The sequence below is a fragment of the Paenibacillus allorhizoplanae genome (assembly GCF_927798215.1).
Classification (GTDB): domain Bacteria; phylum Bacillota; class Bacilli; order Paenibacillales; family NBRC-103111; genus Paenibacillus_E; species Paenibacillus_E allorhizoplanae.
Genome location: NZ_CAKMMW010000022.1, coordinates 109,758 through 123,529, shown reverse-complemented (window position 1 = coordinate 123,529; position 13,772 = coordinate 109,758). Strand labels below are relative to the sequence as shown.

Annotated in this window: 13 protein-coding genes; 6 read left to right on the top strand and 7 right to left on the bottom strand. The window is 44.1% G+C overall.

What is annotated here, in order from left to right:
* Window positions 1-113: 113 nt before the first annotated feature.
* The 4 genes from L6I86_RS27480 to L6I86_RS27465 all read right to left on the bottom strand — a co-directional run bounded on the left by L6I86_RS27480 (window position 114) and on the right by L6I86_RS27465 (window position 5,731).
* A complete protein-coding gene (locus tag L6I86_RS27480; RefSeq protein ID WP_236291635.1) occupies window positions 114-1,661 on the bottom strand; it encodes an extracellular solute-binding protein in 1,548 nt (515 codons plus the stop codon).
* 64 nt (window positions 1,662-1,725) lie between these two features.
* Window positions 1,726-2,598: a carbohydrate ABC transporter permease gene (locus tag L6I86_RS27475; RefSeq protein ID WP_236291633.1), complete on the bottom strand. Its 873-nt coding sequence runs from the start codon at window positions 2,596-2,598 to the stop codon at window positions 1,726-1,728.
* A 1-nt stretch (window position 2,599) separates the two neighbouring features.
* Window positions 2,600-3,457, bottom strand: coding sequence for an ABC transporter permease (locus L6I86_RS27470; RefSeq protein ID WP_420851938.1), 858 nt, complete (start codon window positions 3,455-3,457; stop codon window positions 2,600-2,602).
* Window positions 3,458-3,703: 246 nt separating this feature from the next.
* Complete coding sequence (locus L6I86_RS27465) at window positions 3,704-5,731, bottom strand: MGH1-like glycoside hydrolase domain-containing protein (RefSeq protein WP_236291629.1); 2,028 nt, start codon at window positions 5,729-5,731, stop codon at window positions 3,704-3,706.
* Window positions 5,732-5,926: 195 nt separating this feature from the next.
* Between L6I86_RS27465 and L6I86_RS27460 the strand changes: the two genes are divergently transcribed.
* Together L6I86_RS27460 and L6I86_RS36040 are read left to right on the top strand one after the other, a co-directional pair.
* Window positions 5,927-6,745: a CPBP family intramembrane glutamic endopeptidase gene (locus tag L6I86_RS27460; protein WP_236291627.1), complete on the top strand. Its 819-nt coding sequence runs from the start codon at window positions 5,927-5,929 to the stop codon at window positions 6,743-6,745.
* A gap of 5 nt (window positions 6,746-6,750) precedes the next feature.
* Window positions 6,751-6,927 (top strand): YczF family membrane protein, encoded by a 177-nt coding sequence (locus tag L6I86_RS36040; RefSeq protein WP_476739362.1) that lies wholly within the window; start codon window positions 6,751-6,753, stop codon window positions 6,925-6,927.
* 25 nt (window positions 6,928-6,952) lie between these two features.
* Here L6I86_RS36040 and L6I86_RS27455 read toward each other — a convergent pair whose 3' ends face one another.
* Window positions 6,953-7,387 carry a Ger(x)C family spore germination C-terminal domain-containing protein gene (locus tag L6I86_RS27455; RefSeq protein ID WP_236291625.1) on the bottom strand — a complete coding sequence of 145 codons (435 nt, stop codon included), beginning with the start codon at window positions 7,385-7,387 and terminating at the stop codon, window positions 6,953-6,955.
* A gap of 593 nt (window positions 7,388-7,980) precedes the next feature.
* Here L6I86_RS27455 and L6I86_RS27450 point away from each other — a divergent pair.
* The 4 genes from L6I86_RS27450 to L6I86_RS27435 all read left to right on the top strand — a co-directional run bounded on the left by L6I86_RS27450 (window position 7,981) and on the right by L6I86_RS27435 (window position 11,304).
* Window positions 7,981-8,847 (top strand): alpha/beta fold hydrolase, encoded by an 867-nt coding sequence (locus tag L6I86_RS27450; protein WP_236291622.1) that lies wholly within the window; start codon window positions 7,981-7,983, stop codon window positions 8,845-8,847.
* A gap of 4 nt (window positions 8,848-8,851) precedes the next feature.
* Window positions 8,852-9,436: a TetR/AcrR family transcriptional regulator gene (locus L6I86_RS27445; RefSeq protein ID WP_236291620.1), complete on the top strand. Its 585-nt coding sequence runs from the start codon at window positions 8,852-8,854 to the stop codon at window positions 9,434-9,436.
* Between the two features lie 42 nt (window positions 9,437-9,478).
* Entirely contained in the window at window positions 9,479-9,844 is a 366-nt protein-coding gene (locus L6I86_RS27440) for a winged helix-turn-helix transcriptional regulator (RefSeq protein WP_236291619.1), read from the top strand.
* A 275-nt stretch (window positions 9,845-10,119) separates the two neighbouring features.
* A complete protein-coding gene (locus L6I86_RS27435) occupies window positions 10,120-11,304 on the top strand; it encodes an MFS transporter (protein ID WP_236291618.1) in 1,185 nt (394 codons plus the stop codon).
* A 51-nt stretch (window positions 11,305-11,355) separates the two neighbouring features.
* Here the strand turns inward: L6I86_RS27435 and L6I86_RS27430 are convergent, their stop codons facing one another.
* Window positions 11,356-12,792, bottom strand: a complete 1,437-nt coding sequence (locus tag L6I86_RS27430; protein WP_236291617.1) for a PAS domain S-box protein — start codon at window positions 12,790-12,792, stop codon at window positions 11,356-11,358.
* 147 nt (window positions 12,793-12,939) lie between these two features.
* Window positions 12,940-13,737: an arsenite methyltransferase gene (locus L6I86_RS27425; RefSeq protein ID WP_236291616.1), complete on the bottom strand. Its 798-nt coding sequence runs from the start codon at window positions 13,735-13,737 to the stop codon at window positions 12,940-12,942.
* Between the last annotated feature and the right edge of the window lie 35 nt (window positions 13,738-13,772).

The window sequence follows — 13,772 nt, the reverse complement described above, 5'->3', positions numbered from 1 at the left end:
TAACCATAACTTCATCGGTTCTTTACTTTTATCAGCAATTCCACGAAAATGTCAATAATTGCGGCGCTTCTTTCCGATTATAGACAGGGAAGAAGCGCCGCTTTGCAAAACTATTATTTTTGTTGAGCTTTTTTATACTCGGCTGTAAATTCCTCGATGATTTTATCGCCGCCTTTTTTGCTCCACTCATCCTTGACCTTATTAAAGCCTGCCTCATCAACCTCACCCATGATGAAACGAACACGAGCATCGTTGATCAGCTTATCGAGCTCCGAGCCCAGTTGAGTTTTCGTCGGGGAAAGAAACGGCTCAATGACACTTGGCACAGCATTCGGCATTCCTTCTTCATAAAGCTTTTTCACTTTTTTCCCCATATCGGGTTCTGTCGGCCACGCCAAAGTTGAAGGTGCGATACGAAGCTGCCCTAAGTCACCAACTTGGTCTTTGTACAACTGCTCATTGGTGAACACAGGATTACCGTTCTCTGTTTTATAATGAACGCCTTCCACACCCCACGCAAACGTTTTCAATACATCGTCCTGCAGATTTTTCTCGAAGTAAGTTAAAATATCCTTCAGTTCCGCTTCTGTCTTCACACTGGATTTAGGAAACATGAACACGCCCGAATAGCCTGAATTCGCAGGCAGTTTAACTCCCTTCGGCCCTTGCAGCCCAATGACGAAATCCATCTTGGCCTTCGGATTCAATTTGTACAGATCAGCATGTTTATTAGGTGCATCATCAATGCTTGCAAGATAGATACCGGCTTTGCCTGAGTTGATGTTTTCATGCAACTTAGTTCCTTTGATGGCGCCGAAGTCCTGATTAATCAGCTTCTCGTCATACATTTTTTTGAGCAGCTTGAGCGAATCCATATATTCTTTGGTCATAAAATCAGGTATCACCTTGCCGTCCTGCACGCCCCACTGATTAAAGCCGCCTAACGCAGTAACAAGGACAAGACTCGCATCGGTGATCAAATTATCATCAGTCAAAGTCAGACCGTAGGTATCATTCTTACCGTTCTTATCCGGGTCATTCAATGTGAATGCTTTCGCAACGTTATAGAGGTCATCTACTGTTTTGGGCTGCTGCAACCCAAGGTTATCGAGCCAGTCTTGGCGGAAGATGATACCTTTTCTGGCAAAAGGACGGTCACGGTATAGCCCATATATTTTACCATCTACGGAGATATTGTTAGCGATTTTCTCATTCCAATACTTACTGATTTTCGGAAAATCTTTGAGATACGGCCCGATTTCCCAGAAAGCGCCGGAACGAACAGCATTGATAATCGCCGAATTCTTGGTGTCTAAGACGACCATCGCTTGTGGGAGATTGCCTGAGGCGATCGTCACATTCAGCTTATCATTATAGGACGCACCAGGGACGAACGTAATATCCATCTTGCTATTGGTCTGCTCCTGAATGGCCTTAAAAGCAGCGTTCGTATCATCTGTTGCCGGCGGCTGTTGTCCATAGAAAGGAGACATCATGCTGAATTTGATCTGCTTTTGAGCGGTACTAGTACTAGCAGGGGTATTCTTTGTAGTGTCACTTACAGGATCCCCACCTCCGCAAGCCGCTAATACGGATGCCATCATGACTGTCGTGCAAGTAACAGCTAACCCTGTTTTCAATTGACCCTTTGTTTTTCGCATACAAACCCTCCGTTATTTCATTTTATTGTATAGAAAGAAAGACGATCTTGCCAGTCTTGACCGTCTATCCTTTAACCGAACCTAACAAAACTCCCTTGGCGAAATGTTTCTGCAAGAATGGGTACAAGAGTAATATCGGAACAGCCGCTACGACGATAACCGCGTACTTGATGCTCTGAGGCGGAGCTGCTATTTCCGAAGCTGCACTGGCATCTGTAAAACCACCTGCCGATAGAAGAACGATTTGGCGCAGCCACACTTGAATGGGCCACATTTTCGCATCATTGATGTACATAATGGCAGTAAAATAGGAATTCCAATGCCCCACCGCATAAAATAGCGCGAACGTGGCCATAGCCGGTAAGGATAACGGAATAACGATTTTGTACAAAATCTGCATATCATTGCAGCCATCCATTTTCGCTGATTCTTCCAAACCCTCAGGCAGTTGTTGGAAAAAGTTTTTCAATAAAATCAGATTGAACGCGCTGATCGCCGAAGGGATCCATAGGGACCAGTACGTATCCAGTAATCCAAAGCTTTTGACAACGAGGAACGTGGGGATCATACCTCCGCTGAAGAGCATCGTTATGACGATTAACAGCATGAATTTACCCCGGCCGCGCAATGTCTTGCGTGCTAACGGATAGGCCATCAGCGTAGTAAGCAGCAAATTGATCAGCGTTCCGACAACGGTAATGAATATGGTGATGAATAGGCTTGTGTAAATAATTTTGGTGGAAAAAATGAATCTGTAAGCATCCAACGAAAACTTCGTAGGAAATAGCACAACTTTTTTGATAAGCAGCTCTTCCGACGCTACGAGTGAACCAGATACAACATAAATGAACGGCAGCACCGTAATTACCGCAACGATAAAAAGCATCAAATAATTGACTGCATCGAAGACTTTGCTGCTTATGGTACGATCTCTCATGCTAATAAACCCCTTCCTCGCCGTATTTCTTTGCCATGGCATTTGCAGAAACGACCAGAATCAGGCTTACGAGAGATTTAAACAGTCCCACCGCCGTACTGTAACTGAATTGCGCATTCACTAGACCGGACGTATACACGTACGTATCAAACACTTCAGCTACTTCCCGGTTTCCGGAATTCAACATGAGGAAAATTTGCTCGAAGCCAGTGTCCAAGAAGCTGCCTAGTCTTAAAATAAGCAACAAAACAATCGTCGTTTGGATGGCGGGTAACGTAATATGCCAAAGTTGGTGCCACCGATTAGCTCCATCCATGCGTGCAGCTTCATAAAGTTGCTGATCGACTCCTGAAAGTGCCGCTAAGAAAATAATCGTTCCCCAGCCGGTTTCCTTCCAGATAACTTGCGATGTAATCATCGAACGGAACCAATCTTTACTTAACAAGAAATTAATCTTATCTCCGCCCATGTAAGCGAGAGCTTCATTCACAATACCGCCCTCCGTTGTAAACAAGGTGTACGTCAACCCTGCAACAACGACCCACGATATAAAGTGCGGGATATAAATAATGGTTTGCACGAATCTTTTGAAAAACTCCTTCCGAACCTCATTCAGCATCAGAGCTAAAATAATAGGCAGCGGAAAGAAAAAGAGCAGATTATAAACAGCCAGCACGAGCGTATTTCTGAATAGCTTCCAAAAATCCGGATTCGTGAAAAAACGCTGAAAGTGCTGCAGGCCGACCCAATGACTTTTTAAGATCCCCGCAAAAGGTTGATAATCCTGAAAGGCAATGACCACACCCAGCATCGGCAAATACTTAAAGAAGACGAAAAATAAAAGGCCTGGAATCAGCATACAGTACAGCAGTTTTTCTTTATTGATATCTAACCATAGCTGCTTCAGATATCCAGGTTTGTACGATGTACCCACTGAAGTCGCCTGCGTCAGCACACGCTTTCTCTGGACTGTTGTTCTATTCATAGGTCAGTCACATCCTCCAACAATCGTTCACTGCCTTCATGTTAATTGCCACATGTTGTTTCCGTCGATATTCATTTCGTTGCTTGTTCCTACTGATATTCATTTTCTTCCCTGCCATTGTCATCTGCTATCCTTTGGTAAGCTAAATGCGCAAGGAACACCGCTATATACGGGCTCTCCATTACGTACAATCGTGCAATGGTCCGGCTTCATGTGGACGTCAATCTGTTGGTCGCGATAACGATATCCAGAAATCGAGACACTTCCTTCATGCGGTGGCTGCGGACATATTTCTAGCGTTCCATCCAACTTCGGTTTGATGCCCGCCATGCCAAACACCAGTGCTTCGGTGCCTGTGAGACCAGCTATGATGTTGCCGCGCTTATGGCTCGGAACGGCAGGTCGGTCGCTATAGTGCTCCTGTGGGAAATAAGGCAAATGCTTGCCCATCCAGAACAATCGCTTCAGGACATCCCAAGCTAACGCGGGCTGCCCCTGTTCCCACAACGTAAGCGCGAGTGTCGGGCTCTCACCGGTATAGCTGCCTCCGCCAGACCAGTCAGGGTCATTCAATTCATAATGCAGCGTATCTTCGGCAGATATACTGCTTACACCGTAAGGCCCAAGAAAAGCTCCGTCATTCAAATGCGTCAGTAAAGCCTTGGTCATATCCGCATTGCAAACCCCCATTCTTAATGTATCGAATGCTTGAATCGTGTACACCCGCTCTACGTGCCCGTTCGGGTACATGCAAAGAAACCATCCGTTTTCTGGATCCCATAAGTGATCCCGAATCGCCGCACGGATACGGCTGGCCTTATCTCGCCATGTTTCGCATTCGGCATGTCCAAGACGTTCTGCCATGTCGGCCAAACGATCATAACACCATGCTCTTTCGGCGTTCGGGCTGGATACGACATGCTCATGAGCGGCGCTCCTCATTTCGAGCAGATTGTGCTGCTTGCCGTAATCCAGCAATTCGCCCCAGGCCGGCAGCCGTTCTTCATCGTGAAGCAGCAAATTTCTCATTAAATCGTATAGTTCCAAACCTTCACCATACTGTGTTACATTGCAACAGACCAAATTGAAGAAGGACCATAGGCTGTACGAATACGGAACATCCTTCCCTAGACCGCTAGGAGCGAATCTCGAATGCCGCTCAATACCGCTTCGCGCCATCATGTGCGCCAGCTCGATCACTTTATTACTGCCCAGCATCAGTCCTAGCATCCGAGCTGCATAACCTCCGGTATCCCACGGATAACAGCAAATTCCGGCGCCTTCCATCCCGGCTACAACTGGGAAAGGCTGCATGGCAAATTCAGGATGCTCCCATAGACAGATCAGACCGCTGACAAGCGAACGTCTGTAGTAATCTTCAAGACCGGGAATGTCGCTGGTCAACTTGGGAATAGACCCGCAGTAACGCTGAATTCGGTCCTCCCAGACCTCGTATGCACGCCGTTCACATGCCGTTAAATTTTCATCCAAGCATACGGATTCTTGAGCCTTCGTCAGCAGGATAGCCAAACGGTACACCGCCTCTTGCCCAGGTACAATAAGCGCAGGTTCCCTTGCCTCTTGTAAAAAAGTAACCCTTACATCATCGTTCTCCCATATGCCAGCTTCGACTTCGTGCACCTCCGCGCCCATAGAAGGATGGCCGAAATCCCAATCGTTCAGGGATTGGATGCCAGGACGGCCTGGCGTAACTCTCGGAAGGATGTCCAGCTCGATACTGCGGTCTGTGCGGTTAATAACTCTTACCGTTAAGACAAATCCAGCACGATCCGCAAGCGGAACAAGTGAGCTTCGTACGGAGAGTGAAATCAGGCGTTCTTCCACGAAGTAGTGGTACGTTCCTGTCCGTTCGATTCGGTCCGGCCGCCATTCAGCACCTGAATACAATAGACCGCAATCCCCTTTCCCCTTGTTACCTGTATCGCTAATACGATGTCCGTCTGCCATTAAATCAAGCAGTACTTCCATATCTTGTGCGCCAAACGGTGGAGAGAATAAACCGCTGACGCCAGTCACCGTACCTGCTATTGGAGCAACAGTACTATATCCGCTACATACCCATAAGTGATTAGCTGGAGCCACACTGGCTCGCAAATCAAATGCAAAGTCATTCAATTGATAATTCATGGTTTCACCTATCCTTTTCCATGTGCAGTCCGTCGTGCATCGACATCCTCATCTTAAAGAGCGTACGATGTTTCCGTCGATATTCATTCTGTTGGTTCTTAGTTTCAGAGCCGAAGAGACTGACTAAACAAGCGTAAAGTAATCATCAACTGTTATTTCGTTGTCATTTTCTGCAGGGATGGATAGAAAAAGTGCATGCCTTTGTTGATTGTATATTCCATTTTTATCCATTTACGTGGCATGGTTATAAAGTCTGATCTACCTTCCAAAGGTAGGCCAATTCTATTCTCGATCTTCCTCGGCATTGTGCTGACCCTATTGATTTCTGTAGCATCAGCTGTAGCTACCGTGCAAAGCTTGGGAGATACAGGCATAATGGTTGCCCAAGGGTGCGCATTCATCATCATGGCGATGGCTGTTACCCTGTATATGCGAAAGAAAGACAGGACGATGGCCATTTTCGGCTTTAAGCGGCTGGCAGGAGGGGACAATAAAGCGGCGCTATACTATGTTCCGCTCTGTATCATTGTTTTCGTTCAACCTGTGATTGGTGGATTAAACTTCGAACTGTCTTTAGGCAAGGTTGTCCTTATTGTCCTATTCTCACTTGTGGTAGGGTATACCGAAGAGTCTATCTTCCGAGGGATCATTTGGGAAAGGTTGAAGGATAAAGGTTCTCTGTTTTACATCCTGTTTTCTTCCATTTTTTTTGGTATCCTCCATATGGCCAATGCTCTAAATGGTCGGGACTGGTTGTCGATTTTACTTCAGATCATAAATGCATTTCTCATCGGACTCATTTTAGCCTTGCTAATTGAAATGACGGCTCGCATTCTCCCGTTAATCATTTTTCATTTTATGTTTGACGCAATGGCCCAGTTGACGAATACAACAATAACTGAGAATAAAGTGTTTGTTGTTTCTGTGCTGAATATCTGTTATTTGCTCTATGGTACATATTTAGCTCTGATGTTAACCCGCAGACGCAAAGCGAACATTCAAATTTCATTTTAACGGATGTGCTTACAGGATTGAAGTTTTATGAAGCGATTAATGTTCTTAAAGAATCGTTTTCTGTGGCAACAACGGGAGAATATGTGTTTATTACTATGCTGTTGATAAGCCCGATTCTTCCTCCGCTAGTAACGGCCATGAAACGTCGAAGTAAAGCAAATCCCCTTCGTAATTCCAACTAAACTTAAACAACTCGACTTACTCTTTCTAAAATTCAGATTTGCTTCTCATCCCTGTTCGCCGAATAAATGCATCTACCTGAACCTCAATTTTTCCTTCAGCAAACATTTCAGGCCAATTCCCTTTGATGTCCTTCCATACTTTCTTTTTACTACGACTTAACTCCCCGCCAAATCCGAATATATCACTCTTCATTTTTTGAGCTACCGTTGCGGCTGCCAGAACTTCATTTTTTGTCACTTCTACCCATTGCTTTTGAAGTTTAATGATCTCTTCACGTTTACTTAGGTCAATCGGACAGTGAGCCTCGTTCACGCCCCCTTCTTCATCTATTCTGATATGGAATATGGGACGTCCGCTGTTGATATTTCTAACGGACATGACAGCCTTTATTTGTCTGAAATGGGGCATTTTTGATTTATAAAGGACACCAGAGGCATTATTGTCTAATTTGTGTGCCAAAAGGTATTGCAATGGACCGAATAACAACCGTGGAGTCCGTTAGAATTTCGAATCCCTGCTATCCTCATCAAATAACGGCTCTCATGTCCGTAACCTTTTGGTTACAATTCCCTGACGATCGTGCTATAACATGTGCTTCTGAGCCAAGGGGATAGTGAGAATAGGTGGAGTGAATACATTTTTAATCACATAGATTACGATTTTCGGGAACTAGAAAACTTATACTACTTTCTAATGTATTAAAAAAAGAGACTGATCCACTAGGATCGGCCGCTACTTATAATACGCCAGATGAGCCGCCTTGTTCGATGAGCCGAAGCTCGATATTCAACTCCCGGTCGATGATCAGATGCAACGTTGAACATGTTCTGCTTACTTCCGTTCACATTAGATCAAATGATCGTTCTAATCTATAATCAGCCATTGCATAAGTCAATCCTCCGTAACATCTCGCATGCTCCCCTAAGGCTTGATCTTTAGAAATAAAAGAGATCTAACGCATGTCCTCCTCCAGAGAAGCCATTGACAGACAATGGCTTCATGTAATATATTTTAATTGACTGACACAGTCAATCAAAAGGAGGTCATCAAATATGCCAACCTCAAAAGATTTTTCAAATAAACGAAGCCTGTTTCACCAGTGCGAGATCCTGTCGAGTGACCGAACACGGATTGGATACAAATCGATCGGCAAAGGTCCTGGGATCATACTTGTTCATGGGGCATTAAGGGATTCGAATGATTATACACGCTTAGCCATTGCTCTCTCTCACTGTTTTACCGTTCACCTCATGGATCGAAGAGGCAGGGGCTTGAGTGGTCCTCAAGGTCTAGAGTATGCTATGAATAAAGAATGTGAAGATGTTCAAGCCATTCGAGAAGCGACAGGCGCCGATTATTTGATTGGACATAGTTATGGTGGGCTTGTCTCTCTAGAGCTGGCTAGAATGGACGCTTCAATCACCAAAGTAGCTTTGTATGAACCTGGCGTGCTGATTAATCCGATGGACGACGCTTGGATGCTGCGTTACGAGCAAGCGATGCTCAAGAATGATCGACTTGGGGCATTTGCACATTTCGTAAGAGGGATGGGCCATACCCCTTTAACCCGGCTCCCCTATTGGTATGCAAAACTCATCTTGAGGCTCATGGTACGCGGAAACCATTGGAGTAAAACCGCCCAATTACTTCCGCAAAATTTACTTGAGCACCGTGAGGTGCAGCGGCTCTCTTCTTCTTATCTGAATTACAACAGTATCCATGCTGATATGTTGTTGATTCAAGGGGGCAAGAGCTCAGACTCTACGAAAGAAATGATGAAGGAATTAAACCGAACGATTGCAATGTCGACATTGGAAACCGTGAACAAACTGGACCATTTTGGTCCAGAGAATGACGGTGGGCCTGACCAGATAGTGAACCTGCTTACCAACTTTTTTCTTATTTCCGAAGGAGATTGAATAGATGCCGCGTTTAAAGGAAGACCAACTTCATAAAATTTACGAAGAACGCAAACAGCAGATTACATCGGCTGCAGTCAAAATTTTTGCCCAGCGCGGCCTTCCAGGCACGAAAATCAGCATGATAACCGCAGAAGCAGGTGTGAGCCATGGGCTATTCTACCATTATTTTAAAACGAAGGAAGAACTTTTCACCTCCCTGGTCCGCGAAGCAATCGAAGCTTCGATGCAAGAAATGGACAATTTGAGCCAATTGACGGGATCTCCGATCGAAAAAATTAAAATCCTAACACAAGGCATGCTCGATGAGAGCGGAGCTCCATATTTTATGCTGCTCCATCGGGCACGGAATTTTGAAGAGGTTCCTGAAGAAGTCAGCCAGCTGATTCAAAAGTACCCGGTAGATGTTTACGTCAAACGTTTACTGCCTTTATTTGAGGAAGGACAACAAAGAGGGGAAGTCACGGATGGGGATCTGGAGGAATTGATCGCAAGCTACCTTACAATCCTTTCCGGTGTGATGGTTTTAGGCAAGGGATATGTGACTCCCCAAGTGGATACGCTATTGAGATTTGTTGAAAAGAGATAATACAAAATAATAATTGGATATTGTTATAGGAGGAGTATTCCGATGGACGAACAAGCCAGTCATAACAATAATTCCAAGGAGAAAGCCGGTTCCAGTATCTGTGAGGTACTGCAGATTCTTGGCGCCAAATGGGCCTTCCTTGTTCTTGAAGAACTGCTTAACGGACCACAGAGGTTTAATCAGCTTCAGCGGAACCTCTCCATCGTCAAGACCCAATCCCTCACCGATACTCTCAGACACTTGGAAAAAAACGGTCTCGTGCACCGCAAGGTCTATCCTACTATCCCGGTAAACGTTGAGTATTCGTTGACGGAGAAGGGCACCGATTTTCAATTGGCTTTGAAGGAAATGGACAAATGGGTCCAGAAGTGGGGGAATACGATGCAAGCCCAGGAACCTACTGACTGAAGATCTTAATAGAACAGCATAAAATCAACCGCTTAGTGGATAACTGCTTAGCGGTTTTTTTGTCATGGATAAACAAACATCAACTTACTTAAAGTAAGTTGATCCAGGTAGTTGGATTACGTCCAAATACTTTGCGTTCTTACTTTATTAAAGTAACTCGAATATAATCGAATTACTCACTCCACCGGACGCGGCCAAGTGTTTAGACAATCACTACAGCTTCTTGGGCTATCTCCCCTGAGGCTGGAACACAAGAGAGAAAGGGAATGATTTCTATGCATCGAAAAGTCATTTACATGCTAACCATAGCTGTTTTCTTCACCGCTACTTCTGAATTGGTCATTGCTGGCATTCTGAATGTGTTAGCTGATCAATTACATGTCTCCGTCGCTCTTGCCGGACAGCTCATTACCGTCTATTCGCTCGCGTTCGCTATTGGAACGCCAGTCATCGTGTCACTGACGGCACGAATGGGAAGAAAGAAGCTGCTTCTTCTCGCCATGTTTGTTTTCATAGTAGGCAATCTCGTCTCATTCGTCAGCTCCAGTTTCACACTGCTGATCGTATCCAGAATGATACTGGGAATGAGCTCCGGTGTCTTGCTTGTAGCCGCATTCAGCGCCGCAGCCAAAATGGTCCCGCCTGAAAAAATCGGCAGCACAATGGGCACGATCATTCTCGGCTTCAGCAGTGCTATGATTCTTGGGGTACCCATTGGAATTGCACTGACCCATATATTCAGTTGGCAAATGATATTCCTCTTCCTAGCCGCTGGCAGCTTCATCATCATGATCGGCATGATGCTCATGCTACCGGAAATCAAAGGAGACGCTCCTGTTTCGTTCAGCCGGCAATTCACCATACTTGCGAATCCGGTTATTCTGACCGCTTTGCTTCTCGTCCTGTTCAGAGAAGCTGGTAACTCCATCCTGTTCACGTATTTATCTTCATTTTTGGATACAATTCTCCATAGGAGCGCTTCCGATATCGGGATCATCATGCTTTCATTCGGAATTGCCGGCGCAATCGGCTCCCGCATTGGCGGCTCCGCTGTTGACAAATGGGGAAGCGTGCCGGTCATGGTCATTAGCATGATCTTTCATGTTGTTACGCTTTTGCTGCTGCCTCTCGCTATCCACTTGTTCCCGCTTGCTATTGCCCTTTTATCCATGTGGATCATATCGATGTTCATTATGGGACCGGCTACGCAAAGCTACTTTATCGCGAAGGCTCCGCAATCGTCTAATCTCATCATAAGTCTGAACATTTCCGTGACGCAGATAGGTCTTGCGAGCGGTGCGAGCGTGGGAGGTATGGCTGCGACATTAAATTCAACGGTCTTGTACAATCCGTGGGTCGCAAGTGTTGCATTACTTATAGCTTTCCTTGCAGCGATTGTCTCCTTCCAGAAGAGCAAAATGACGCAAGCCATTTCAGTGGAAAAAGGATATAACCTTTAACCGCATTAGCTATCACTCGCTGGAATGACCGCATCATGGAATAGCATATCGCTATGTAACGACTGGCAAAACAACTTCTACCATCGTCCCTTTCCCTACTTCACTTTCGATTCGCATAGTCCCATTATGATTTTGGATGATTCTCATTGAAACCATTAATCCTAACCCTGTTCCTGTTTCTTTTGTAGTAAAAAAAGGATTTCCAATCTTGGTTATTTCCTCTTGCGGGATTCCATACCCGTTATCTTTAATTCGAATATATATGCTATCGTTCATTTGCTTGGCTTGTATTGTCACTTCTCCACCTTTAGGCATGGATTCAATGGCATTCTTTAACACGTTGATAAATACTTGATTAATGCTGCGTTGACACTGAATGGATGATAAATTGTCATCTAACTCTAGCTTTATTTGAACGTTATATAGATTTGCTTGTCCTTCAAATAATCTTGTAACGTTATTTAATATTTGTACCATATCCCTTAACTCATATGCCTCATTTGAAGGTTTAGCTAACACTAAAAGCTCACTTACAATTTCATTGATGCGATCAATTTCTGATAACATGACTTCATTACGTAATTTCTTTCTACCATCTATATCCTCTTTCACATACATTTGCATAAATCCTCGTAAACTGGTCAAAGGATTTCTAATTTCATGGGCGATCCCAGCTGCAAGTTCGCCAACTAATGAAAGTTTCTCTGATCTGCGGATTAATTCTTCGGAATGTATCCGTTCTGTAATATCACGACCCATACTGATAACATGTTGAACATCTCCAGCAGCATTTCTTATTTTTTTAGAGTGTGATTCTTGCCAAATATAATGACCGTTTTTATGCCGAAGACGATATATAAATATTCTGCTATCTGAATGATCGGAATTACCTTGCTGTAACCAGCCGCCGTTCCTATCATCTTGATGCCAATAGTCATAGGCATATTTTCCGATAAGTTCATCTGGATCATATCCGAGCTGTTGGCGGATAGCTGGTGAGGCATATGAGATAATTCCGTCTGGCGTTAAACGCAAAATAACGTCCTGTGAATGTTCAGAAATAAGATTGTGCAGTTCCTCAATCTTCTTGAACTCTTCTTCCTTCTCTTTTTGTTCTGTTATATCTACAATTTGGCAAATGAATAGGTCATTACCCTCAATTCCCTGTTCGTTCCTTTCTGCAGTAACATTTAAAAGCCCCCACAATAGGCTCCCAGATTTATGAATATATCTTTTTTCTATGTGATAGCCATCTATTTCACCCTGTACCAATTTACGGCATATTTCTAGATCCGCTTCTAAATCTTCAGGATGGCTGACAGATGTCAAACCGAGATTTAGTAATTCACCTTCGCTATACCCTAGCATTTTGCATAAAGATGGATTCATCTGTAAAAAACTTCCGTCATAAGATATCAAAGCCATTCCAATTGAAGATTTCTCAAATGCACGAACAAAAAGACTATGGTCATTGAAATGAGATAACATCTGAATCCTCCGATTAAGCAGTTACATTGCAAGGAATTGCAACGTGTTTAAGTTCATTCTATCACTTGATAAAGTTACATTAAACTTCCGTTACTTTAATACACAAAAAAGGAGCTGCGCGAAGCAAGCCCCAACTATAATTCTGCGTTATTTAATTGCTTTGATTATTGCCGATTGAATATAGTTTTCTACGTTTGCGCCTGGCATCCAATCCTTAATAAATTCTCGAGAATCATCTTTTGGTTCAACAACAACGTTTTGAAATCCGCTTCTTTGCAGGAATACCATGACTTCATCAATGGTAGATGCACCTGAAACGCAGCCAGCTAGTGAATTAAGATCACTTTTTAACTCTGCCGGAAGTTCAGAAGTCACTACTACATCCGAAATCGCCAAACGACCGCCTTGTTTTAATACACGATAAGCTTCATTAAAAACTTGCTGCTTATCCGGTGACAAATTAATAACACAGTTTGAAATAATAGCGTCAATCGAATCATTCAGTATCGGCAAATGCTCAATTTCACCGAGACGAAACTCTACATTTTCATATCCATGCTTCTGTGCATTTTGACGTGCACGACTAATCATCTCTGGCGTCATATCAACTCCATAAACTTTACCCGGTTCTCCAACTTGTTTAGATGCCAAAAACACATCGAATCCCGCGCCGCTACCTAAATCAAGAACAACTTCTCCCAATTTTAGTGAGGCAATTGCTTGAGGATTTCCGCAACCTAACCCAAGATTCGCACCACTTGGAACAACATTAAGCTCTTCATTTGAGTAGCCTAATTTTGAGGAAACCTCATCGGGTGTGCTACAGCAGCTTGTTGCTGGCGCAGTGGATGAGCAACAAGCTGAACTAGGAATACTCTCGATTGCAATCTGTTTATAGCGATTGCGAACATGTTGACGTACCTCATCATTTTGAACCTGACTCATGGATCATCTCTCCTTTGTTATATCAAGAAATTTTG